Genomic DNA, 23,567 nt, shown 5'->3' with positions numbered 1-23,567 from the left:
ATACTCTCTAGGACTATTTAAAAATCTAGTGAATATAATTTAGTAGATTTGAATAGAAGTGGGGGGATATAATGAAAAGAGTTGCATTTTGCATCTTCTGTTTCTTTTTGTTGTTTTTATCTAATGTATCAACCTCAAATGCAGCATCTGGCTATTTAGATCAAATAGATAAAAATAATAGTAAGGAAGTTCATTATTATGTAAAGAAATCAACTGTGATTGTCGAACAAAAAGAATTTAGTTTAACAAATAGGGACACAAACACAGACGAAAATGTAGTGGCAATTGCTGTAAAATACGATACAGTAAGAGATCATTTCTTTAAAACAGCAAATTATGATACGTATTTACTGGATGAAAAAACAGGAGAAATACTAGATCCAGGAAAATTTGTTTCATCGAAAATATATGATGAATTCATAAATCAACATAAAAATGATAGAGAAAATGATTTTAGATGGAAAAATTCATTAATCGTTTTAGCATTAATATTTATTACGATCATAATTATTCCAATTTTTGCTTCAAAATTAAATGAATAATACGAAGGCTGTTTCGGCAGTCTTTTTATTATGCTAAGTAATACATTGGTTGAACAAAATAAGAAGAAATTTTAAATGAAAACAAGTTAGGAGATAAGAAATTGATCCAGTCAATCGTTCATATAGCATTAGTCGTAAAAGATTATGATGAAGCAATAGAGTTTTATACGAAGAAACTTCATTTTAGTTTAATTGAAGATACATATCAGCCTGAACAGGATAAGAGATGGGTAGTTGTATCTCCGCCTGGTTCTACTGGAACGACCATTTTACTAGCAAAGGCATCGAAACAAGAGCAAGAGCCATTCATTGGCAATCAAGCTGGTGGGAGAGTTTTTCTATTTTTAGGAACGGATGATTTCTGGAGAGATTATAACGAAATGATTTCAAAAGGAATTGAGTTTGTAAGAGAACCGAAAGAACAAGATTATGGTACAGTTGCAGTATTTAAGGACTTGTATGGGAATTTGTGGGACTTAATACAATTTAGCGACATTCATCCGCTTGCAAAAAGAATAAAATAAAAAGTTGTTTGATTAATAAATTTAATAATTGGAGGAACCTTCATTTTGTCGAGGTTCCCCAATTTTCTTTACTAATTTCATAAACATTATAAATGGAATAAATGCATAAATAAAAATACAATAGGAGGAATCATTAAAGATGGTAAAAGATTTAATGTATTACATTTCTTAATCCCCAATATACTTAGTCCTGATGCTAAAATCAATATACCACCTACAATCGTCACTTCATTAAGAAGATCATTGCTTAAGGAATTCTTCATTAGCATAGCAATTAAATAGATGGAACCTTGCCATGTAAATAAAGCGATGCCAGCAAAAATTATTCCGATACCAAAAGTAGATGCTAAAACAATCGAAGTAATGCCATCCAACGTACCATTTGCAAGGAGATACGTATAGTCCCCCTTTAACGCTGCTTCCACAGGTCCTAAAATCGATAATGTTCCAATACAAAATAATAAAATAGCAGTTGATAAACCTTCAGCCAAATTACCTTTAGAATATTTATTAACTAAACTATTAAATCTTGATTCCAACTTGAGCTTTTGCCCAATTAATCCACCTATTGCTAAACTTACAATAAAAAGCACTGGATATTTGCTGGAAGGCAAATGTTGTACAAGTGCGTTTATTCCTAATCCAAAAGCTACTAATCCCATCGCCTGCATGAGTATTTCATGATATTCTTCTTTAATCCCCTTTTTAAAGATGCTTCCGATCATGCTACCTGCGACAATCATCAATGTGTTAAAAATCGTGCCAAACATACATTCATTTCTCCTTTTATAAATAGTATATTAATAAAAAATAAACCCTCTAGTAACTAGAGGGTCAAGTGAGTTTTTATCATTAAGTTTACTTATACGGCAATAAAATTTCTGTGACATACTTTTCTTTATCGTTAGTAAAGCCATAATCAATAAGAGTAATTTCAAAGGAATCATCTAACAGTTCATAATTATACTTTTTCATATAGGTCAATAATTTTTTATAATAACCAACTGCATCGTTATGCGTTCCTTTAAATCGAACTTTCAAATAGTCTCTTGGTGGAATAATTTTGCAAGAAGGAGGTATTTGATCCCCTTCTTCAAGTATCATGAAAATACTAGAATACTTATCCAAAACATTATTATTCAAATTAGAAGATGAGATCGAGATTCCAATTTTACCTAAAAAAATTTCCTCATTAATTCCAAAACTATTCCTTAATTCTGTAATAGGTAATTCAATGTCATCTCCTATAACATATTCATGGCGTAAATATGCTACATGCATTTCAGGAAGTTTTATTTCCGATATTTTATCTAAAGGTGTACTAACAGCATCTTCAATTTGCAAAAGTCGGCGTGATATTTTAGTTTCAATAATCTCTAATTCCTTCTTTTTTTTAGCAACTTCATCTTTTTGCTTTTTTAACATTTCAACAAGAGCATCAATTTCCCTATAATTAAAAAAATCTATAATCTCGTTTATTGGTAAATCTAAAGCTCTCAAATATTTTATTGAATTCAACCTTTCAAACTGCTGTGTTGAATAATATCTATAGTTAGTCTTTTTATCAATAAACTCTGGCCGTAAGAGACCAATCTGATCATAATACCTAAGAGTAGCAATTTTGACTTGGAATAATTTTGATACTTCTCCAATTGAAAAATACTCTTTCATTTTATAAAAACTCCTCTATTTGCCTTAAAACTGATATTTATAATACCCGAATATTTGTTCTTATACAATTATACAATCAATTCGAATAGTTCTCAATTAACCAATTAGGCAAAAAATGCTCAATGTATAAATTAGTAATGATGAAAGTTTAAAAAAAGGATTTGATTCATGATAATAGAAGTATATTGTGAGAACGAATTTGTAATCGAATCGATTAATAGTAGGAGCAGATAAAATGGAAAAAGAGATTTATATCATTAGACACTGTGAAGCTGAGGGACAGCCATATGAAGCGAAACTAACAAAGCGAGGATTTATACAGGCTAAGCATTTAGCTGATTTTTTCTCAAATATTAAAATTGACCAAATTATTTCAAGCCCTTTTTTACGTGCAATTCAATCGATCGAACCGACAAGCCATGCAAAGAATATCGATATTGTGGTCGATGAAAGATTATCTGAACGCAAGCTAAGCTCAAGTGATTTACCAGATTGGTTTGAAAAATTAAAAACAACATTTGAAGATATGGAAGTGAAATTCGAAGGTGGGGAATCAAGTCAAGAAGCTATTAATCGTGGGATAAGCGTTATCGATGAAATCATCAACAGTGAAAATCAAAAAACGATTGTTGTAACCCATGGGAATTTAATGTCTTTAATTCTAAACCAGTTTAATGCAGCATTTGGTTTTGAGAATTGGAAAAATTTAAGTAATCCTGACGTGTTTGTATTGAAGTTTAAGAATAATGATGTTGTTTATGAACGTTTGTGGCAAGTAGAATAAAAAGTTTAAATTTAAAAATACATAAGCTATTAAAAAGAACACTACATTTTCGTTACACAAAATGTAGTGTTCTTTTATTAATTTTTGAAATTATAATAGTTGTTAATGACTTTTATCGCTTTACACGAATTTCTAATTCCTCAAGCTTAAGTGACAATTTTTCTTCATCAATATTAATTTTTAAATCCTCAAATGTATATTCAGCAAAATGAGGTATATCAATTGTAATGGCAGAAAGCTCTTTACTAATAAAAGTAGAGTCTTTCCCAGCTTCTAATTTCTTTTTGTAGCGATTAAATTTAGAATCAAGATTTTCCATATTCTCATACAATTCTTCAACAGAGTTATATAGTTGAATTAATGGAATAGCTGATTTTTCACCTACTCCAGGGCAACCTGGTATATTATCACTAGAATCGCCAAGTAATGCTTTTACATCAACCCATTGTTTCGGATGGATCCCATAATCATTACTGAAGTGCTCTAGGGAGTATACAATTTCACCAGTTTTTTGAGCAATGATTTGAGATGTATGCTCGTTTATTAATTGTAGTAAGTCTCGATCATTACTATAAATATAGCACTTGTTTTTAACAGAATTAGACCAATTATTTGATAAAGTTCCCATTAAATCATCTGCTTCGTATGGTGCCATTTCAAGCTGTGCAATCCCGATTTCTTCTAATACTGTTTTTAAAGTGAAATATTGTTCGATAAGTGGGGTTGGTAGTTCTCCACGAGTTGCTTTATAAAAGTCATATTTATTTCGACGATCAGTTTCTTCACGTTTAACATCCCAAGTAATTGCAAGATGAGTAATGTCATGCTCTTTAATTAAGTTAAAAAGCTTTGGAATAAATACTCTTAATGCATTTATATAAACGCCATCTTTCGTTTTAGAAAGTTGTTCATCACTTCTGCCATAAGAAGTTGCAAAATAGCCTCTACTTAATAAATTAAAGCCATCAATTAATAATAAAGATTGATTTTCCATTTTATAAATCACCTAACATCTATTTATTTAATATAAAAATGATAGCATATCCTACTGTAAATGATAACTAGTGTATTACTGCCAATTACAATGTAAGAACCAATATTAGGCATATTTTATATCATTCATGCAGAGTGACATAAAACTTTCTTTAAAATATTGAATTTTCTGTTTATTATTTAATTAACTTTTACTATAATGGAATTTATATAAAAAAAATGCAAAGGGTAGGTAGTAATATGGAGAAAGTAAAAAGTACTGTTAAGATTGAGGATATTTTAGTTGCCTATAATACGCTGAAAGAAGTTACGAACAAAACACCTTTGCAGAATAGTACAATGCTAAGTGAAAAATATGATTGTAACGTATTTTTAAAACGAGAGGATTTACAAATAATCCGATCATTTAAGCTTAGAGGTGCATATTACAAAATTAGCAACTTGTCTTATGAAGAAAGACAAAAAGGGGTTGTATGTGCTAGTGCAGGCAATCATGCTCAAGGAGTTGCGTATACATGTAATCAATTGCAAGTGTATGCGAAAATATTTATGCCTTCAACTACACCAAATCAAAAAGTATCTCAAGTTAAATTCTTTGGTGGGCCATATGTTAAAGTTATATTAATTGGTGACACTTTTGATATTGCTCATCAAAATGCTCAAAACTATTGCAATGAAAATCAAATGACATTTATTCATCCATTTGATGATTTAGATGTAATTGCAGGGCAAGGTACCGTAGCAGTTGAAATATTGAATGAAATTGACCGTCCAGTAGATTATCTATTCGTAGCAATCGGCGGAGGAGGATTAAGCGCTGGAGTTGGTACATATATAAAAGGAATTAGTCCATCAACTAAGGTGATTGGCGTAGAGCCGATGGGTGCTGCTTCAATGGCCGAATCGATTGCAAATGGAAGAGTTGTCACATTACCTTTTATTGAGAAATTTGTTGATGGAGCAGCGGTTGGCCAAGTTGGTTATTTAACATATGAAATCTGTAGAGATGTACTTGATCAAGTAGTCGCTATTCCAGAAGGTGAGATTTGTACAACGATTTTAGAGCTTTATAATAAAAATGCAATAATTGCAGAACCCGCTGGAGCAATGTCTGTATCAGCTTTAGAATTATTTAAAGATGAAATAAAAGGAAAGAATGTCGTTTGTATCGTATCAGGTGGAAATAATGATATTGACCGACTTCAAGAAATAAAAGAAAGATCTTTAATTCATGAAGGACTTAAGCATTATTTCATCATCAACTTTCCACAACGTTCTGGCGCATTACGTGAATTTCTTGATAAAGTATTAGGACCAAACGATGACATAACTAGATTTGAATACACAAAGAAAAACAATAAGGATAATGGCCCAGCACTTGTCGGAATTGAATTGGCCAATAAATCCGATTACAAAGCATTGATTGAACGAATGAATTGTCACGAAATTCAATTCATGGAAATAAACAATAACCCAACATTGTTTAATTTACTCATTTAGACTTTACAGGTTCATTTCATCAAGTAAGATAGTGAAGAAACCCACAAGGATAATAATTTCCTTGTGGGTATTTTGATTGCATAAAACTAATAATTTGTACGTTTCTCTTCGAAGTTTATATTTTGTCTGCATTTTTTCCATAAGAATATTCTCGAAAAAATTCAACACTCTAAAAATAAGAGAACAATTTCTTACTTTACTCTACTATTAGGCAAATTCATTTTTAAAATTTTCATCTTTTTGTAATTTTACTTACTCATGGATACTTTATGAGTAAGTGTATTTCAAGTTTTCGCCTTTTTACTTACTCAAGAACACCTTATGAGCAAGTCGCTATTTTGCTTACTCATGGACACCCTATTAGAAAGTATTAAATAAAATCATGTCTCTTGACATCATAAATTAGTTAAATTACAATATTTCTAGAAATACTGAAATAAGTGCTGGTCTTTGAGAGGAGGTTAAAGTGGTGAACGATGATATTGCAGTAAAGGTTTATAAGGCATTAGGAGAATCAACGCGATTGCAAATTGTTAAAATACTTGCTAAGCAATCTGAATTAGCTTGTTCAGAAATGAAAGATCAAATAAAAGTATCGGCCAATTCTACATTGACACATCATTTAAAACCATTACTTGATTGCGGCTTGTTAACAGTCCGCAAAGAAGGAACCTTCAGATACTATAGTTTACAACGAGAAGTTTTGGAAAAATATGCACCCGCTTTACTTTAAAAATAAAGCGGTATAATTTTAATTTGTATTTCAGTATTTATAGAAATACCGAATAACTTAAGGGGGAATTGAATATGAGTTTAGTAAGCAAAGATAATACTAGTTGGGGAAAATTAGAAAATGGTCTAGAAAGTAAACTTTTTGAACCAGTAAAAATAGGTGCTTGGAATTTACGTAGTCGTACTGCAATGGCTCCATTAACAAGAAGTTTTGCAGATGATCAAACTGGTGTAGTTGGAGACGATGTAGTTGAATATTATCGTAAACGAGCTGCAGATGGCGTAGGATTGATTATCTCTGAAGGAACAGTTATTAGTTCACGTGGAAAAGGTTACCCAGGTATTCCAGGAATTTATTCTGAGGATCAAATTAAAGCTTGGAAAAAAGTAACTGATGCTGTTCATAAAGAGGGTGGCACAATGATTTCACAAATCTGGCATGTAGGACGTTTATCTCATCATGAGCTTGCTGGAAATATGCCACCACAAGCACCATCAGCGATTCCTGCAGAAGGATTAGTTTCTCGTTATCGTAAGCCTTATGATATGCCTGAAGAAATGACTACCCAGGATATTAAAGAAGTAGTCAATCAATATGCTCAAGCTGCTAAAAATGCTATTGAAGCTGGTTTTGATGGAGTTGAAATTCACGCTGCACATGGATACTTAATCGATCAATTTAATTCAGATATTACGAATCAACGTACAGATCAATACGGTGGTGATCTTCCACAAAGATTAACTTTCATGAAGGAAGTAATAAAAGCAGTTATCGATGCAATTGGTACTGAAAGAACGATGATTAGATTTTCTGCTCATAAAGCTGATATTCCGGGCTATATGTGGGAAGATCCAGAATTCGCAATTCGTACATTTATTGAAGCATTCAAAGAAGTTGGTGCAATTTTATTACACCCTTCAATTATGCAATTTGATCGTATACTTGCAGATGGTAAAACGATGCATCAGCTTGTAAGAAAGTACTGGGATGGAGTTATTATTGGAGTAGGAACGTTAAATCCTGAAATGGCAGAAAAAGCGATTGTTGAAGGAACAATTGATGTTGCTGCGTTCGGGCGTCCTCTAATTTCGAATCCAGATCTTTTACACCGTTTGAAACATGGTGAAGCAATTGAAGAATATGATGTTAAAAAGCATCTAAACGTTCTAATCTAAGTTTTGATTTTTTAGTAGATAGTAGGAAGGGAGTTAATCATGAGCTTCCTTTTCTAAAGTCTAATATTTCGGTATTTGTAGAAATATCAAATTATGTTGAAAGGAATTATTTTATGTCGAATAAAGGAAAAATTTATATTTTAGCAATGATTAGTTTTTTAGTTGGAACTTCACAATATGTTATTTCTGGTATTTTAGATAAAATGGCCGCTGAATTAGGTATTTCTATTGAAGCTGCAGGACAACTAATTACTGTGTATTCATTGATCTATGCAATCGGTACACCAATTTTAATGGCTGTATTAGCTAAAATGGAACGCCGAAAGTTACTTCTATTTTCTTTAAGTGTATTTATTTTAGGTAATTTTCTAGCAGTGGTCGCACCCGGATACGGCTTGTTTATGGTTGCGCGTATTATAATGGCGTTAAGTGCAGGAGTTACTGTTGTTACAGTACTAAGCTTGGCAGCTAAGATCGCACCAGCAGATAAAAAGGCAAGTTCAATTGCCACTGTTGTAATGGGATTTACTGCTTCACTAATCATAGGGGTCCCAATTGGCAGATTTATTGCAGCTGCTTATGATTGGAGACTAGTCTTTCTTGGAGTTGCTATATTCGTTTTAATCTCATTAGTAATTATCGTTAAAACAATTCCAAAAACACAGGGGGATCAACCGATTCCATTATTGCAGCAAATCGCATTAATTAAACAACCAAAAATTGCATTAGCTTTATCGATTACTTTTTTCTTAATGAGCGGATATGGAATCGTATTTACTTATTTATCACCTTATCTTATTCAAACCACTAAGATGAGCGATCACGTTTTAAGTTTTGCTTTATTATTACTTGGTATAGCTAGTTTAATTGGATCTAAATTCGGGGGATTCAGTGCAGACAAGTGGGGAATTACGCTTACTTTAAAACGAGGGCTAGTACTTAATATTTTATCAATCATATTATTATCTTTCATTTCTAGTTCAATCAATACAGTGATCATAATCCTTACATTATGGTCATTTTCCGGATGGTCTTCTGGTGCAACACAACAATTTAACTTAGCAACAATTTCTCCAAAATCATCTGATGTTTTATTAGGTCTAAATCAGTCAATGATGCAATTAGGCTTTGCATTTGGAGCAGCAATCGGAGGGCTAGCAGTTAGTCAACTGTCCATTCGTTCAATTACATGGATGGGTTCAATTCCAGTTATGGTTTCTTTACTCATAACATTTGGATTATCACGTTATTTAATGATTGAAAAGAAAGTCAGACAAGGAGTTAGCACACAAATAAGGGCTTGAATGGACTAATTAGTAATTGAGGGGATTTTTACTTAGTTTTGTGAAAAAATAAATTTACAACTTATAGGGTTGTTTCATATGTCAGATAACTGGCATATGGGCGACCTTTTTTAATGTAATAAAATCTTTTTAGAGAAACTAAGGTTATATTTATCAAGTTTTTATTTGATTTAGTAAGAATAAGAGCATATTTGCCATTTTTTCATTTGAAAGTACTTACTGCTGTATCATTTTAAGCTTAAATACCTTAACAGGTATGGGTAATTTTTTATTTTATTGGCGATTCTTTGTGATTTATTTGTAGATTTACTAATTTTAATTACGGTTTTCAGTTTTTAATTGCTGTTTTGCTAATTTTAATTGTGATTTTCGGATTTTAATTACAGTGCAATGTTTATTTGCAATGCTTCATCTTTTATTTGCACTTCTCAAAAACATAGTTGCAGTACTTCACCATTTATTTGCCCTTCTCAAAGACCTTATTTGCAGTTCAAACTTAAATCGATGTGATTCTTCGCTTAACGCTTTTAAACCACTAGATGTTTTACTAAAAAAACAAATTGAATAATATTGTAATTATAAGAATTTTTATAATAATTTAAATTCAATCTTTTTCGAATAAAAGTATTCCTAATGCAATGTAACCGATTTATAATTAAATTCGGAAAGCCTCAAATAAGTAAAAATAGTACATAAAAAAATTTCCTCTTACAAAAATGGAAAATAATAAAACGATAATTTTTTATATTTATTTAATAATAAATAATAGATGTAAAATGGGGGCTTACTCCTTTTAGATAAATAAAATTAATTAAGGAGCTGGTAATTATGTCAAGCAAGACATTAGAAGCATTTTTAACTCCACAATTAGCTGAGTTAAAAGAGAAAGGGCTCTATAATGAGATTAACTCTTTAGAAGGTTCTAACGAGGCTACTATACAAATTAGTGGTAAAAAATTTATAAATTTATCTTCAAATAACTATCTTGGTTTTGCGACTCATCCTCGTTTAAAACAAGCTGCTATTGAAGCGACTGAAAAATATGGAGTTGGTGCAGGAGCTGTACGTACGATTAATGGTACGATGGATATCCACGATCAACTTGAAAAAGCGATTGCAGAATTTAAACATACTGAGGCTGCTATTGTATTCCAATCTGGTTTTAACTGTAATATGGGTGCTATTTCAGCAGTAATGACAAAAAAAGATGCAATTCTATCTGATGAATTAAACCATGCTTCAATTATCGATGGTTGCAGACTTTCAGGGGCAAAAATTATTCGTGTAAAACACCAAGATATGGATGATTTACGTGAAAAAGCAAAAGAAGCTACAACTTGTGGTTTATATGAGAAAGTTATGTACATTGCAGATGGTGTTTTCTCTATGGATGGAGATGTAGCAAATATTCCTGATATCGTAAAAATTGCTGAAGAATTTGGCTTAATAACATATATCGATGATGCACATGGTTCTGGCGTTATGGGTAAAGGAGCTGGAACAGTTAAACATTTCGGATTATCAGATAAAATTGATTTCCAAATTGGTACACTTTCTAAAGCAGTTGGGGTTGTAGGTGGATATGTAGCTGGTTCACAACAATTAATCGATTGGTTAAAAGTTCGTGCACGTCCTTTCTTATTCTCTACATCATTAACACCAGCAAATGCTGCTGCATGTATTGAAGCAATTCGTATTATGTCTGAAGAACCAGAAAAAATCGAAAAGCTTTGGGAAAACGGAGATTACTTAAAAGCTGGATTATCAAAACTTGGATTTAATATTGGTGATTCTGAAACACCAATTACTCCATGTATTATCGGTGACGAAAATCTTACTCAAGAGTTTTCTAAACGACTATACGAAGAGGGAGTTTATGCGAAGTCAATTGTATTCCCAACAGTACCACTAGGAACTGGTCGTATTCGTAATATGCCAACAGCTGCGCATACTAAAGAAATGCTAGATGAAGTTTTAGCTATTTATGAAAAAGTTGGTCGCGAATTAAACGTTATTAAATAATTTTAAGAATACATTCGATATTTTATTACTATAAGGTGGACTAAGGAATGAAAAAAATATTAATTACCGGTTGTTTTGGACAAATCGGTTCAGAATTAACTATGCGTCTTAGAAGTGAATATGGTCTTGAAAATGTTGTTGCGACAGATATTCGCCGATTAGAAGGAAGTCCAATTTTAGAAGCTGGTCATTTTGAAATTTTAGATGTAATGGATAAAGAAAAAATGTTAGAGATTGCTAAAAAGTATGAAGTTGATACATTCATTCACTTAGCTGCTCTATTATCAGCAGTTGCAGAAGCAAAACCTACATTAGCTTGGGACTTAAATATGGGTGGATTAGTGAATGCTCTTGAAGTAGCGAGAGAATTAAGCTTAAAATTCTTTACTCCTAGCTCAATTGGTGCATTTGGTCCAGCAACTCCAAAGGATAATACACCACAAGATACAATCCAACGTCCAACTACAATGTATGGTGTTACAAAAGTAGCTGGTGAATTATTATGTGATTATTACTTTGAAAAATTTGGCGTAGATACTCGCGGCGTTCGTTTCCCAGGCTTAATCTCTTACGATACAGTGCCAGGTGGAGGAACTACTGATTATGCTGTTGATATTTATTACGAAGCATTAAAAAATAAGAAATATACTTCATTTATTGGTGAAGGAACATACATGGATATGATGTATATGCCTGATGCGATTGATGCAATTATTAAGTTGATGGAAGCAGATCCTACAAAACTTAAACATCGTAATGCATTTAATATTTCAGCGATGTCATTTGAACCAACTCAAATTGCGGCATCAATTCGTAAATTCATCCCTGAATTTACATTAGATTTCGATATTGACCCTATTCGTCAAGGAATTGCAAATTCATGGCCAAATTCAATTGACAGCTCTGCTGCAAAAGAAGAGTGGGGCTTCGATCCTAAATTTGATTTAGACCGTATGTCTGAAGATATGTTAAATAAATTAGCTGCAAAGTTAAACGTAACTCAAGCTTAATAACGAAGAAGGAGACAACAATTGTCTCCTTCTTTTTTTCGATTTCTTTACTAATTCCTTTTTTTGTATTTTGTTAAGTACTTTGACACAAACTTATCATGTATCAAGAATGATAAAGTAAAATGCTGATAAAAAGGAAGTTAGTATATGAACAATTTAGATCAGAAAGCATTACCACTTACAATTAAAGATATTAAAACTGCATATGAACTTTTAGAGGGTAAAGTACGAAAAACACCTTTAGTTAAATCATTTTATTTAACATCAAAGTCGGATGGAGAAATTTATTTAAAACTTGAAAATATGCAATTAACAGGCTCTTTTAAATTTCGAGGTGCATTTAATAAAATTTCGCATTTAACTGAGGAAGAAAGAAGTAAAGGCATTATTGCCTGTTCGGCTGGGAATCATGCACAAGGTGTCGCTTTATCATCAAAGCTACTACATATTAAGAGTAAAATTATCATGCCTTCATCTGCTCCAAAAGCAAAGGTCGAAGCAACAGAAGGCTACGGATCAAAAATCATATTACACGGTGAAACATTTGATGATGCGAAAGACTATTGCGCAAAAGTACGTGACGAAACAGGTGAAACATTCATTCATCCTTACGATGATATTTACATTATGGCTGGTCAAGGGACAATTGGTATCGAAATTTTAGATGATCTATGGGATGTAGATACTGTAATTGTTCCAATTGGTGGTGGTGGTCTAATTTCTGGGATTGCAGTCGCATTGAAATCATTTAACCCTTCAATCGACATTGTTGGTGTACAAGCAGAGAATGTACATGGCATGAAAGCATCGATTGACGCAGGAGAAATAGTAAGTAACTATACTGCTTCAACGATTGCCGATGGATGCTCTGTTAAAGTTCCAGGGAAATTAACGTTTGACATTGTAAAAGAATTAATTAGCGAAATAATCCTTTTGAGTGAAGATGAAATAGAAGTTGCAATGAAGGATTTACTACAGCGCGGTAAAGCAGTAGTGGAAGGTTCTGGTGCACTAGCTACAGCAGCAATCCTTTCAAAAAAGGCATCAAAATATATAAAAGATAAAAAAGTAGTAGCAATCATTTCAGGTGGAAATGTTGACTTAGAAAGAATATCTAGTGTTTGTGAACATTTCTTTGGAAATGAAGTTAAGTGATCATGTTAATTAAAGCCAAAAGAATGGGTGGTCCTCTTGTCGGAAAATAAACTAAGAAGAGAAATGGGGTTTATTGCAGCGTTAACGACCGTAATCGGTACTGTAATTGGTGGTGGGGTTTTCTTTAAAGCCACAGCTGTATATGGCGCAACTGGTTCTGCAAGTTTAGGTTTATTAGCATGGATTATTGGAGGCATCATTACAATTTGTGCGGGATTATCAGGTGCTGAGCTTGCAGCAGCAATTCCAAAAACTGGGGGAATGGTTGCCTACTTAAAGCACACATATGGAGATCTGACTGCTTATTTACTTGGATGGGCACAAACAATCATCTATTTTCCTGCTAATATTGCCGCGCTTTCGATCATATTTGGTACGCAAGCAGTTTCAATTTTTGGGGTCCCTGCCAATTCTAATAAATTCACTGTAACGATTATTGCAGTAGTTACTGCAGTATTTATAACATTAATGAATTTCTTAGGTGCAAAAACTGCTGGTAGTATTCAATCACTTTTTACGTTTTGTAAACTAATACCTCTGGCGATTTTGATCATATTTGGTTTATTACATGAAGGACATGTGACATTTCAATTTTTTCCAATTGAAGTAGGAAGCGATCGAAGTTTTTTGCCAGCACTTGGTTCAGCTTTACTTGCAACGATGTTTGCATATGATGGTTGGATACTCGTTGGAAATATAGCCGGAGAAATGAAAAATCCTAAAAATGATTTGCCAAAAGCAATCGTCTTTGGTTTAGCAGCAGTAATGGCAGTGTATCTTTTAATTAACATATCCTTTTTATTTGTATTAACCGCACAGCAATTAGCTGGTACATCTACCCCTGCTACAGAAGTTTCGAAAGCTTTATTCGGTAATTTTGGTGGAAAACTCGTCTCAATAGGAATTTTAATTTCTGTATTTGGTACGATTAACGGCTACACAATGACAGGAATGAGGGTACCATATGTAATGGCTAGAGAACAAAAACTTCTTTTTAGTAGTTGGTTTGGTAAATTATCAAAAACTGGAGTTCCATATAATGCTGGTCTATTTATCCTAATAGTTGCGATATTAATGATGTTTATAGGTGGATTTGACTTATTAACTGACATGTTAGTATTTGTCATTTGGATTTTCTATACTTTAACATTTATTGCAGTCTATATTTTACGAAAACGGGAACCAAATCTAAAAAGGCCATATAAAGTACCTTTTTTACCTTTCGTTCTCTTAATCGCAATAATTGGGGGAATCTTTATCGTCGTTAATACTCTAATAACGCAAACTATTTTGGCATTTTGGGGAATTGGTTTAACGTTAATTGGACTTCCTGTTTATTACATGTTACGGAAAAAACATGTTGTAGTAGATGATGAATGAAAAGGTAGGAAATTCTCCTACCTTTTTGACTGCTTTCTAATGTAACAAAAGCACCCGTTTATTATCTTGATTCCAAAAGGATCGAAATTGCACTGAACATCAATAAAAAAGCCATAACGATATTGAACTGAGTATGATAGTTTGATAAGAACTTTCGGAAAATTGAACCAAACACACCCCAAGCGTAAGTACCTAAAAAACCAACAAAAGCTAGAAAGAATGAATAGAATAGTAGGCTGACATTGGAACTGTGATATGGAAGGACAAAGGTTGATATAGTAGTTATGCCATATAAAATACCTTTCGGATTTATGAATTGTAACAGCATACCTGTTAAATAACTGTAATTCTTGTCTCCATCAGTGTGATGATCATCATTCTTACTACTAATAATTTTGATTGCCAGATACAACATATAGATTACCCCTAGAATAGTCATTATAAATTCAACTTTTGGAATGAAGTTTTTAAGCAAAAGACTAAAATAAGCACAAAATAAAATAAGTACAAAGAAACCAGAACCTACCCCTAACGAAAATCTAACTGCCCTTTTTAATCCAAATTTGTTAGCAACTAACAATGCCATAATATTATTTGGACCTGGGGTAAAAGCTGTAACAAAGATATATAACAAAAATGATAATAAAGCCAAAATGGAACCCTCCTTTGATTGTATGTTATAATGATTGAAATAGACAATATAACGATTTACTTTATATTGTATGGTATGTACGTTATATTGTAAATACTTTGTTTAGGAGTGTTTTTATGGAAGAAATAAATCAAATCATTGCAAAAAACTTAAAAGCTTATAGAGAATGTAAAAAATTAAGTCTTGAAAAGGTAGCAGAATTTACTGGTGTAAGTAAAACAATGATTGGTCAAATTGAAAGAGGTGAATCCAGTCCTACTATTACAACGATCTGGAAAATAGCAAATGGATTAAAAATTTCTTTTACTTCATTAATCAATAATCCGCAGCCAGATACAAAAGTTATTTCTATGAGCGAGGTTCAAACTCTTGTAGAGGATAATGGGAAATATAGGCTTTATCCATACTTTCCTTTTGAAGATGAAAGACGTTTTGAAGTATATTCTGTTGAGATTGAAAAAGGTGGTTTCCTAAGTGCTGATGCGCATAAGGAAGGAACTGAGGAATTTTTAACTATTTATGATGGTGAATTAACAGTCCGAGTAAATAATGTTGAACATACAGTGAAAAAAGGCGATTCAATTAGATTCAAGGCTGATCGACCTCATTCTTATCATAATTCTGGAGAAACTTTAACTCGATTAAGTATGCTTTTATACTATCCAAATTAAAAACCCCGTTTAATTAAAACGGGGTTTTACCATTGTTTTATGATAGCTTAACTCAGCCAATTGTTAAGATTTACTTATATCATGAAATTTGTTTTCATAAGAATTTTCCACTGTAACATGCAAAAATTTATAAGATGTAATAACACCGATCAGTAAAAACAAGCTTGCAATGATTGGTGGTAAAAGATGATAAAAATCTGTATATCCAATCATAAAATGGACGGCAAAAGCAGTGATAAACGCAGGTAAGCTCCCTAACAATAATGTCCAAAAGATCCATTTTTGATTTTGTCTAAACCCCCATAATGAAATCATGAGTACTAGTAAGCCAACACTTACTAATCCACCTCCAAAACCGGCGCGATCATGTGAAATAACAGGAATTAGGTGTTGATTAAATGCATTCAACTTAGAAGGTGTTATACATAAATAATTTAAATCTGTTTTAACAAAAGTAGTAGTGACGCCTACAAATGAAATAATACATCCTCCGATCATAATCGAAAAACCTAATATAATAAAAAATAATTGACCGATTAAACTAATCTTCCAATCTCTATTATTAGTTAAATTTTGAGATTCTGGACTTCTATTTATACCTCTGGTTTTAAAAAAGCCAATTAAGAATGGTATTAATAAAACTACCCAAAATAAAGCGTGTAACCAGTCAAAGTACCCATATCCTATAAATAAGAATATCGCTAAAAAACCTACGAACGCACTAGTATTAGATGCTTTCTTTGCCCAATGATATTGATGTTTAATTCCATTTCTGGCTAATGACATGAACAAGATTCCACCAGACATAATCGTCCCAGAAAGTGTCATCCGATCATGTGACATAAAGGGGAGAATTCGATCATTAAACTGTAAAATTACATTTCGATTAATCGTTAAAAATTGCTCATCATATGGAAGGACAATGGAAGTTAAACTAATAAATAGAGCAAGTAATCCTCCAATAAACATGAAAAGTCCAAATAAAAAGTACCATATCCATCCATCACTTAAACTAGTAACTGCTTTTTTCCTTCTATACATTATTGCTTCATTGATCCGTTTTGGTAGACCAGGACCACTGAGCACATATCCATGAGTCAAAAATACTAATGCTGCTCCAGTATCAATTAACTCAATTGCATCAATAGGTTCAACGATTCCGCCTTTTGTAAAAATTGGTTTCTCAAACTGACTTGATTTTAACTTTTGAATTGTATTGATTAAATTATTTTTTTGCTCTAAATCAGTAGTAATTGGAATTTCTTCAATCAATATGGAATCGAATGGGGAATTTTCTTGTTTAAGAAAAACATCTATTTCATTTGAATAAATTGATAGACAAATAGGTTTAACAGAAGTCCAATTATTTTCTAATAAGTCTTTGGCTAAGTGAAGATCTACGATGAATACATCAACAAAACTAGAAAGCCTCGATTCAATCATTTTAAATTCATCAAAACTCCCAACTATTCTAGCAAAAATAGGAACCTTTTTATGTAACTTTGAAAGTTTATTAATTGTTTGTTCTACGGTTAATACTTTATTTTCTTCAGATCCGATTATTTGATTATGTTTCAAATCAATGAGCGGGCTTTTGCTTGTAGTAGTGTCGTGTATAGAAATAGGGCCAATTTCAATCACACCAAATCCTAAATTCATAAAAGCATTTGTGCCAGTAAGATATGGGTCAACCTTAGATGCTAATCCAATTTGATTTTTAATTCTTAAATTATGAATCTCGTTTTCAAGTGAACTGTCAGTATTTAAATGACCGAGAAATTCGATTAGATTCGGACCAAATGGTATAGTTGAGATTTTATTCATGCTACTATGAATGAATTCTCTTGATGCTTTAGATGGAAGCTTTGAGAGCATTGGTTTAAAAATTGTATGATATGACCAATCAGGCATAGTATAACCTCATTTATTTTAAGATTACTTATAGTTTACTTTGACAAATATAAAATGAAAACACTTTCTTGTAAATTTGTGAATTGATTCACAACGCGTTGGAATTTTTGTATAAATATGGTATAAATAAAAAGAGTTACCTACTTTCAAAATTAGTAGGACAAGTAAGGAAAAGGTTGTATAGAAAGGCGTATATGTGATTACAATGGTAAATATGCAAAAAGTGATAGTCATCGTTGGTCCTACAGCAGTAGGGAAAACAAAACTAAGTATTGAACTTGCAAAAGCTCTTGATGGAGAAATCATTAATGGCGATGCGACACAAGTTTATAAAGAATTGAATATTGGAGCAGCTAAAATTACAGAAGACGAAAAAGAAGGAATTCCTCATCATTTAATTGATTTCCTTGATCCAAAAGATTCTTTTACGGTTGCTGATTTTCAAGAATTAGCTAGAGAAAAAATTAAGGAAATAGCAAATCGAGGTAAAATTCCAATTATTGTTGGAGGTACGGGATTATATATCCAAAGTGTATTAACTAAATATGAATTTGCTGAGCAAGAAGGTGATGAGCTTTTAAGAAACCAATTAGAGGGCTACGCGATGGCCTTTGGGAATAAAGCATTACACGATCAATTAAAAGAAATTGATCCAGAAAGTGCAAAGCAAATACATATGAATAATGTCAGAAGAGTAATCCGTGCAATAGAAGTTTTCAGATTAACGGGACAAAAATTTTCAGAGACCGCATTTAAAAAAGAGCCAGAGTATTTATATGATGCAGAAATAATAGGATTATCGATGGATCGAGAGCTACTATACAATCGAATTAATTTACGAGTTGATCTAATGTTGGAAGCAGGACTAGTAGATGAGGCAAAATTGCTCTACGACAAAGGTATTCGAAATTGTCAATCTGTGCAAGCGATTGGCTATAAAGAGCTTTACGATTATTTTGAAGGAATCTTAACGAAAGCAGAAGCAATCGATTTAATTAAACAAAGCTCAAGAAGGTATGCAAAAAGGCAAATGACTTGGTTTAGAAATAAAATGAACATCCACTGGTTTGATATGGATGGACACAATTTTGATATAAAAAAACTGGAAATTTTAGCTCTACTTGAAGGAAAGGGCTATTTCATCTCGAATAAATATATGTAGAGGTAGAAGAGGAGGAAAAGGACATGAAAACATCAATCAACATTCAAGACCAGTTCTTAAACCAATTACGTAAAGACAATCTAGCGGTTACAGTATTTTTACTAAATGGATTTCAAATCAAAGGTAAAGTAAAAAGCTTTGATAACTTTACGGTATTGTTAGATGTTGAAGGAAAGCAACAGTTAATATATAAACATGCAATTTCAACGTTTGTACCATCTAAAAATGTACAAATTGAAATGTAAAATAAATTGTAAAAAAGAGCATTGATCTTATGGTCAATGTTCTTTTTTAATATGTAGAAATGTAAAACGAATAATTATATTATGTAAACTAAAGAGGAGAATTCAAATGTATGTTCCAAAAGAATTTAAAGAAACGGATCTAAATCAATTAATAACTGAAATGAAGAAAAATAGCTTCGGAATATTATTATCAAATAATGACGAGGCAAAAATAAATGCAACTCATTTACCATTCATCATTCAAGAAGAGCAAGAGAAATTAATTTTAATTACACATTTAGCTAGGCCAAATCCTCAATGGAAAACGATGAATGGAAAGGAATCTTTAATAATTTTTCAAGGGCCTCATGCATATGTTTCTGCTTCATGGTATGAAGAAAAAAATACAGTTTCAACTTGGAACTATACAGCAATTCATGCTTATGGAAACGTAACAACAATTGAAAATAAGGATGAAATGAGACAAATCGTATTAAAAACAACCGACTATTTTGAAAAAGGACAATCAAAACCTTGGAAATATGAAGACCACACAGATTATGTTGAAAAATTACTTTCAGGAATAGTTTGTTTAAAAATAGACGTAACAGAGTTAATTGGTAAAAAGAAGTTAAGTCAAAATCATTCGAATGAGAGAAGAGAAAAAGTAATTAGAGCTTTGGAAAATGAAGAAAAATATTCTTCGAAAGAAATCGCAGAACTTATGAAAGCTAAACTAAATGCAAGTTCTTAAAAAAGAAGTATAGAAGGAGTTATGATTATAGAAATCATAACTCTTTTTTATTTGGGCGTTCATTTTCTTCAAAAAATTGAAAGTACCTTTTTAAAGAAACTGATGTCTTTAGTCCAACTAATTGTTGAATATCTTCCACTAATAATCCTTCTTTTATTTTCCGTAGAATAAAAGTGTTTCTTAAATGTTGAGAACAAAGTCCTTTTCTAAGCCCGGCTCTTTTGACTTCTAACCTAAGCATTTTTTGAAATGCAATTTCAGTTAGTGCTTTTGGGGAATCAATATCGTAAACCCAATGGAATGTCATACGGTTAAAATCAAATGCAACAAAGAGCGGATGAGTTGAATGATAATGAGGTCTTACTGGCTCGGGTATCGTGACAAAATAATTATATAAGAGCATTCGATCTTCTTTTGTGAGAATTACTGTTCTTTTAATCCCTTCCTTGCTATGGACAACAAGTTCATTTAAAGCGAAGTTTATGTCTCTCATTTGTAAATCAATTAATTCCTTCAAAGTTAGTCCATAAAAAAGCATAAAACGAATCATAATTTCGTTGCGATCCATTAAAAATGGTCTAACTTTTAATTGTTTTTCTGACAAATCTGTAGTGGATTGAACAATTGATAGTAATTTTTTTTCTTCTTCTTGTGTGATAAAATCGTCCGTTGAAAGAGCGCGTGAAGGTCCAGCTAAATAGTTAGTGAATGGAATGATATTTTCGATTGTAGAATTTTTAGAATGTAAAAACTTATAAAATTGATTTAGTACGACATAAATTCGGTGCATCGTTTTCTCGTTATATCCACGTTCAGATGTTAAATAATAGAAATAATCATTAAAATTTTGAACTTGTAATGTACTAAAACTGTCATTAACTTTTTTAAAATATCGGAAACATTCTTCCAAATCATAGCAATATCGTTTTATAGTAGATTCTTTTCTTCCCTTACTATTTAAGTGAGAGGCAAATTGCAAGATGACATCATGTAAAGTAGCAGTCGTTAAGTTTGGGATTGTCAAATTTATCAACTCTTCTCTTTTTCTATAATTATATCAAATAAGTTAATAGAATTTAGTAAAATTTAGCAATCTTAACCATTTAAAAGTAAGTCTTTAGAATAAAAGTTTTGAATTTAATTGTTCGTACATATAATAGTAAAAACGTAATGTAGGAAATTCCTTACAAAAAGCGAATAAACGAAAAATAATGAGACTTTCGTGGAGAGCTATTTATAGATGTAAAATAAATGTGCGACAGAATAAAGAGAGGTGTCATGTTTGGAGCAGCCAATTCGATTAAAAGATAACGGCCAAATAAATGTTGTACTTAATACAGTGAAAAGGGGAGAGGTTTCTCCAAATCCAAGTATCGAAACAGTGAAACAGCCTAAACATGAATTATTAGTTGAAATAGAGGATCAATTAAGGCATTTAATTGGGATGGATGAAATAAAAAAAATGATTCATGAAATTTATGCTTGGATATTTATTAATAAAAAAAGAGAAGAATTAAACTTAAAAGCTGAAAAACAAGTATTGCATATGTTGTTTAAAGGCAATCCAGGGACTGGAAAAACGACTGTTGCAAGGATTATCGGTCAATTATTTTTGAAAATGGGTGTATTGTCAAAAGGCCACTTAATTGAAGCTGAACGAGCTGATTTAGTCGGTGAATACATTGGTCACACTGCTCAAAAAACTAGAGATTTAGTAAAAAAAGCAAATGGTGGCATTCTTTTTATTGATGAGGCATACTCACTAGGCCGTGGTGGGGAAAAAGATTTCGGAAAAGAAGCGATTGATACACTTGTTAAACATATGGAAGATAAGCATGGTGACTTTGTACTGATCTTAGCTGGTTATTCTTCTGAAATGGATTATTTCTTAAGTTTGAATCCTGGACTAAAATCAAGGTTTCCATTCATTTTAGAATTCCAGGATTATTCAGTAAAGGAGCTTCTAGATATATCAAAAAAGATGTTTGTTGACCGAGAATATATTCTATCCCGGGAAGCGGAATATCGATTACGAGACTTTATCCAAAAGGCAAAACTTGAAAATCGGGCTCATTTTAGCAATGGACGATTTGTCCGTAATATTGTTGAAAAATCGATCAGGACACAAGCTACAAGATTAGTATCTGAAACCGAATTTAATCGAGAAATATTAATGAGAATAGAAGAAAAGGACTTATTTACTTCAGACAAAATCGACTCGATTAATTGAACCCTTGGCTATTTTACATGATGCTTTCTTCCCCACCAGCCTTTCATGTTAAAATAAATTGAAATAATGACCCCAATTAAAATATTGAGGATAATACAATATAAATAACCATACTTCCATTTTAACTCAGGCATATTTATAAAATTCATGCCGTAAAAACCTGCGATAAAAGACATCGGCAAAAATATCGCACTTAATTAGTGTTAAAGTTTTCATAATATCATTTGTACGGTCAGATTTTAAGGACATTTGTAATTCTATAATGCCTGCCATATTTTCTTTAAAATTATCAAGGGCATTAATAATACGTTCATAATTCTCTTTCAATTCATTAAAATAAAAACCTGCATCCTGACTTAAGAATGGAAAATCTGCTTCTACAATTTGGTAATGACATTTACTTGCGGTTCGACTAGTTGTCTTAGATCTTGAAGTTGCACTTTCCAATTGAAAATTTTGTGATCTAAATCTTTTCGAAATGGGTCATTAAAAAGGTCTCGTTCAATTTCTTCAATCTCATTTGCAAACCGATCAATTGAAATAAGGAACTTCTCAATAACTTCATGAAAAATTTGATATAAAACATGACCAGCATGATCCACCTTAATATAATTTTGATTGAACTCTTGAGTTACATATTTGAATAGGTCTATTTCATGATCTTCTATATATGAAATAATTAACTTACTACAAACAAGAATATTGATTTTTGTAGGTTTAAATAACTTAGTTAAAGCATAGAGGGAAAGTACTGCCTCGTTTTTAAAAATATTTATTCTTGGCATATATTCACTATGTAAAAGTTTCTTTTTTGCTAATGGATGAATCGTTAAACTTTCAATAATAATAGATAACTTATCAAAGGATTTATTATTGAAGTGATACCAAAGAATTTCATCATTAGTAGGAAGCAAAAATTCATCAATTGTCTCGACTGAATGGTTTGTTATATTATATCTCTTTAAATGAAATTCCACTTTTAAATAAATTTCTAAAATAGTGTTGGCAAGTATAGGTAAATTATGTGAAGAAAACAAACGCTTTTTTAGGTTTGTTTTTTCGTGGTAATGAAAAATGAGACAGTTGATTGTTGCAAAGAAGCGAAAGATCCGAGGGGGAATAGATCAACTATTTGTCTTACAATATAAAAAAACAAACCAATATTTTAAA

The 23,567-nt window shown here is 31.8% G+C and carries 25 protein-coding genes; 16 read left to right on the top strand and 9 right to left on the bottom strand.

The window, feature by feature from the left end:
• Positions 1-71 precede the first annotated feature (71 nt).
• Both B6K90_RS10865 and B6K90_RS10860 read left to right on the top strand, forming a co-directional pair.
• On the top strand, positions 72-542 hold the full coding sequence (locus B6K90_RS10865) for a hypothetical protein (RefSeq protein ID WP_088012755.1): 471 nt from the start codon (positions 72-74) through the stop codon (positions 540-542).
• 101 nt (positions 543-643) lie between these two features.
• Complete coding sequence (locus tag B6K90_RS10860; RefSeq protein ID WP_088012754.1) at positions 644-1,066, top strand: VOC family protein; 423 nt, start codon at positions 644-646, stop codon at positions 1,064-1,066.
• Positions 1,067-1,152: 86 nt separating this feature from the next.
• On the opposite strand, the gene B6K90_RS10855 is transcribed toward B6K90_RS10860, so the two are convergent.
• Together B6K90_RS10855 and B6K90_RS10850 are read right to left on the bottom strand one after the other, a co-directional pair.
• The gene (locus tag B6K90_RS10855) at positions 1,153-1,836 is read right to left on the bottom strand and encodes a DUF554 domain-containing protein (RefSeq protein WP_088012753.1); all 684 of its coding nucleotides are present in this window, start codon (positions 1,834-1,836) and stop codon (positions 1,153-1,155) included.
• An 88-nt stretch (positions 1,837-1,924) separates the two neighbouring features.
• Complete coding sequence (locus tag B6K90_RS10850) at positions 1,925-2,737, bottom strand: MerR family transcriptional regulator (protein WP_088012752.1); 813 nt, start codon at positions 2,735-2,737, stop codon at positions 1,925-1,927.
• 235 nt (positions 2,738-2,972) lie between these two features.
• On the opposite strand from B6K90_RS10850, the gene B6K90_RS10845 reads away from it, so the two are divergent.
• Positions 2,973-3,521 carry a histidine phosphatase family protein gene (locus B6K90_RS10845; protein ID WP_088012751.1) on the top strand — a complete coding sequence of 183 codons (549 nt, stop codon included), beginning with the start codon at positions 2,973-2,975 and terminating at the stop codon, positions 3,519-3,521.
• Between the two features lie 112 nt (positions 3,522-3,633).
• Here the strand turns inward: B6K90_RS10845 and B6K90_RS10840 are convergent, their stop codons facing one another.
• Positions 3,634-4,515 (bottom strand): 5'-3' exonuclease, encoded by an 882-nt coding sequence (locus B6K90_RS10840; RefSeq protein WP_088012750.1) that lies wholly within the window; start codon positions 4,513-4,515, stop codon positions 3,634-3,636.
• A gap of 239 nt (positions 4,516-4,754) precedes the next feature.
• On the opposite strand from B6K90_RS10840, the gene ilvA reads away from it, so the two are divergent.
• The 8 genes from ilvA to B6K90_RS10800 all read left to right on the top strand — a co-directional run bounded on the left by ilvA (position 4,755) and on the right by B6K90_RS10800 (position 14,793).
• Entirely contained in the window at positions 4,755-6,014 is a 1,260-nt protein-coding gene (ilvA, locus tag B6K90_RS10835; protein WP_088012749.1) for a threonine ammonia-lyase IlvA, read from the top strand.
• A 469-nt stretch (positions 6,015-6,483) separates the two neighbouring features.
• Complete coding sequence (locus B6K90_RS10830; RefSeq protein ID WP_088012748.1) at positions 6,484-6,747, top strand: ArsR/SmtB family transcription factor; 264 nt, start codon at positions 6,484-6,486, stop codon at positions 6,745-6,747.
• Positions 6,748-6,821: 74 nt separating this feature from the next.
• On the top strand, positions 6,822-7,922 hold the full coding sequence (locus B6K90_RS10825) for an alkene reductase (RefSeq protein WP_088012747.1): 1,101 nt from the start codon (positions 6,822-6,824) through the stop codon (positions 7,920-7,922).
• A gap of 113 nt (positions 7,923-8,035) precedes the next feature.
• Positions 8,036-9,226, top strand: a complete 1,191-nt coding sequence (locus B6K90_RS10820) for an MFS transporter (protein WP_088012746.1) — start codon at positions 8,036-8,038, stop codon at positions 9,224-9,226.
• Between the two features lie 828 nt (positions 9,227-10,054).
• Positions 10,055-11,248 carry a glycine C-acetyltransferase gene (locus tag B6K90_RS10815; RefSeq protein ID WP_088012745.1) on the top strand — a complete coding sequence of 398 codons (1,194 nt, stop codon included), beginning with the start codon at positions 10,055-10,057 and terminating at the stop codon, positions 11,246-11,248.
• A gap of 47 nt (positions 11,249-11,295) precedes the next feature.
• On the top strand, positions 11,296-12,258 hold the full coding sequence (locus tag B6K90_RS10810; protein ID WP_088012744.1) for an L-threonine 3-dehydrogenase: 963 nt from the start codon (positions 11,296-11,298) through the stop codon (positions 12,256-12,258).
• Positions 12,259-12,405: 147 nt separating this feature from the next.
• Positions 12,406-13,413, top strand: coding sequence for a bifunctional threonine ammonia-lyase/L-serine ammonia-lyase TdcB (tdcB, locus tag B6K90_RS10805; RefSeq protein ID WP_088012743.1), 1,008 nt, complete (start codon positions 12,406-12,408; stop codon positions 13,411-13,413).
• A gap of 63 nt (positions 13,414-13,476) precedes the next feature.
• A complete protein-coding gene (locus B6K90_RS10800; RefSeq protein ID WP_407920514.1) occupies positions 13,477-14,793 on the top strand; it encodes an APC family permease in 1,317 nt (438 codons plus the stop codon).
• A 61-nt stretch (positions 14,794-14,854) separates the two neighbouring features.
• Here B6K90_RS10800 and B6K90_RS10795 read toward each other — a convergent pair whose 3' ends face one another.
• On the bottom strand, positions 14,855-15,445 hold the full coding sequence (locus B6K90_RS10795; protein ID WP_088012741.1) for a LysE family transporter: 591 nt from the start codon (positions 15,443-15,445) through the stop codon (positions 14,855-14,857).
• A gap of 116 nt (positions 15,446-15,561) precedes the next feature.
• Here B6K90_RS10795 and B6K90_RS10790 point away from each other — a divergent pair, with 116 nt between their 5' ends.
• Positions 15,562-16,116: a helix-turn-helix domain-containing protein gene (locus tag B6K90_RS10790; protein WP_088012740.1), complete on the top strand. Its 555-nt coding sequence runs from the start codon at positions 15,562-15,564 to the stop codon at positions 16,114-16,116.
• Positions 16,117-16,179: 63 nt separating this feature from the next.
• Here the strand turns inward: B6K90_RS10790 and B6K90_RS10785 are convergent, their stop codons facing one another.
• Positions 16,180-18,027: a dihydroorotate dehydrogenase gene (locus tag B6K90_RS10785; protein ID WP_088012739.1), complete on the bottom strand. Its 1,848-nt coding sequence runs from the start codon at positions 18,025-18,027 to the stop codon at positions 16,180-16,182.
• A gap of 199 nt (positions 18,028-18,226) precedes the next feature.
• Between B6K90_RS10785 and miaA the strand changes: the two genes are divergently transcribed.
• The 3 genes from miaA (at position 18,227) to B6K90_RS10770 (ending at position 20,167) form a co-directional block, all read left to right on the top strand.
• Complete coding sequence (gene miaA / locus B6K90_RS10780) at positions 18,227-19,189, top strand: tRNA (adenosine(37)-N6)-dimethylallyltransferase MiaA (RefSeq protein ID WP_407920513.1); 963 nt, start codon at positions 18,227-18,229, stop codon at positions 19,187-19,189.
• Between the two features lie 23 nt (positions 19,190-19,212).
• On the top strand, positions 19,213-19,434 hold the full coding sequence (hfq, locus tag B6K90_RS10775; protein ID WP_056470298.1) for an RNA chaperone Hfq: 222 nt from the start codon (positions 19,213-19,215) through the stop codon (positions 19,432-19,434).
• 106 nt (positions 19,435-19,540) lie between these two features.
• Positions 19,541-20,167 carry an FMN-binding negative transcriptional regulator gene (locus B6K90_RS10770; RefSeq protein WP_088012737.1) on the top strand — a complete coding sequence of 209 codons (627 nt, stop codon included), beginning with the start codon at positions 19,541-19,543 and terminating at the stop codon, positions 20,165-20,167.
• Positions 20,168-20,201: 34 nt separating this feature from the next.
• Here B6K90_RS10770 and B6K90_RS10765 read toward each other — a convergent pair whose 3' ends face one another.
• On the bottom strand, positions 20,202-21,191 hold the full coding sequence (locus tag B6K90_RS10765; protein ID WP_235821781.1) for a tyrosine-type recombinase/integrase: 990 nt from the start codon (positions 21,189-21,191) through the stop codon (positions 20,202-20,204).
• Positions 21,192-21,449: 258 nt separating this feature from the next.
• On the opposite strand from B6K90_RS10765, the gene spoVK reads away from it, so the two are divergent.
• On the top strand, positions 21,450-22,397 hold the full coding sequence (spoVK, locus tag B6K90_RS10760; protein ID WP_088012736.1) for a stage V sporulation protein K: 948 nt from the start codon (positions 21,450-21,452) through the stop codon (positions 22,395-22,397).
• Positions 22,398-22,405: 8 nt separating this feature from the next.
• Here spoVK and B6K90_RS24550 read toward each other — a convergent pair whose 3' ends face one another.
• The 3 genes from B6K90_RS24550 to B6K90_RS10750 are packed head-to-tail and all read right to left on the bottom strand — an operon-like array spanning position 22,406 to position 23,374.
• Entirely contained in the window at positions 22,406-22,585 is a 180-nt protein-coding gene (locus B6K90_RS24550) for a CorA family divalent cation transporter (RefSeq protein ID WP_407920512.1), read from the bottom strand.
• Positions 22,524-22,844: a CorA family divalent cation transporter gene (locus tag B6K90_RS24545; protein ID WP_167555345.1), complete on the bottom strand. Its 321-nt coding sequence runs from the start codon at positions 22,842-22,844 to the stop codon at positions 22,524-22,526. The genes B6K90_RS24550 and B6K90_RS24545 overlap by 62 nt, the downstream gene beginning before the upstream one ends.
• Entirely contained in the window at positions 22,775-23,374 is a 600-nt protein-coding gene (locus B6K90_RS10750) for a CorA family divalent cation transporter (RefSeq protein ID WP_167555344.1), read from the bottom strand. Before B6K90_RS10750 ends, B6K90_RS24545 begins: the two co-directional genes overlap by 70 nt.
• Positions 23,375-23,567: the final 193 nt, after the last annotated feature.

The sequence above is a fragment of the Gottfriedia acidiceleris genome, assembly GCF_002128425.1.
Lineage (GTDB): Bacteria > Bacillota > Bacilli > Bacillales > Bacillaceae_G > Gottfriedia > Gottfriedia acidiceleris.
Note: the sequence above shows the minus strand (reverse complement) of the source record. Positions and strands in the feature narration are given on the sequence as shown.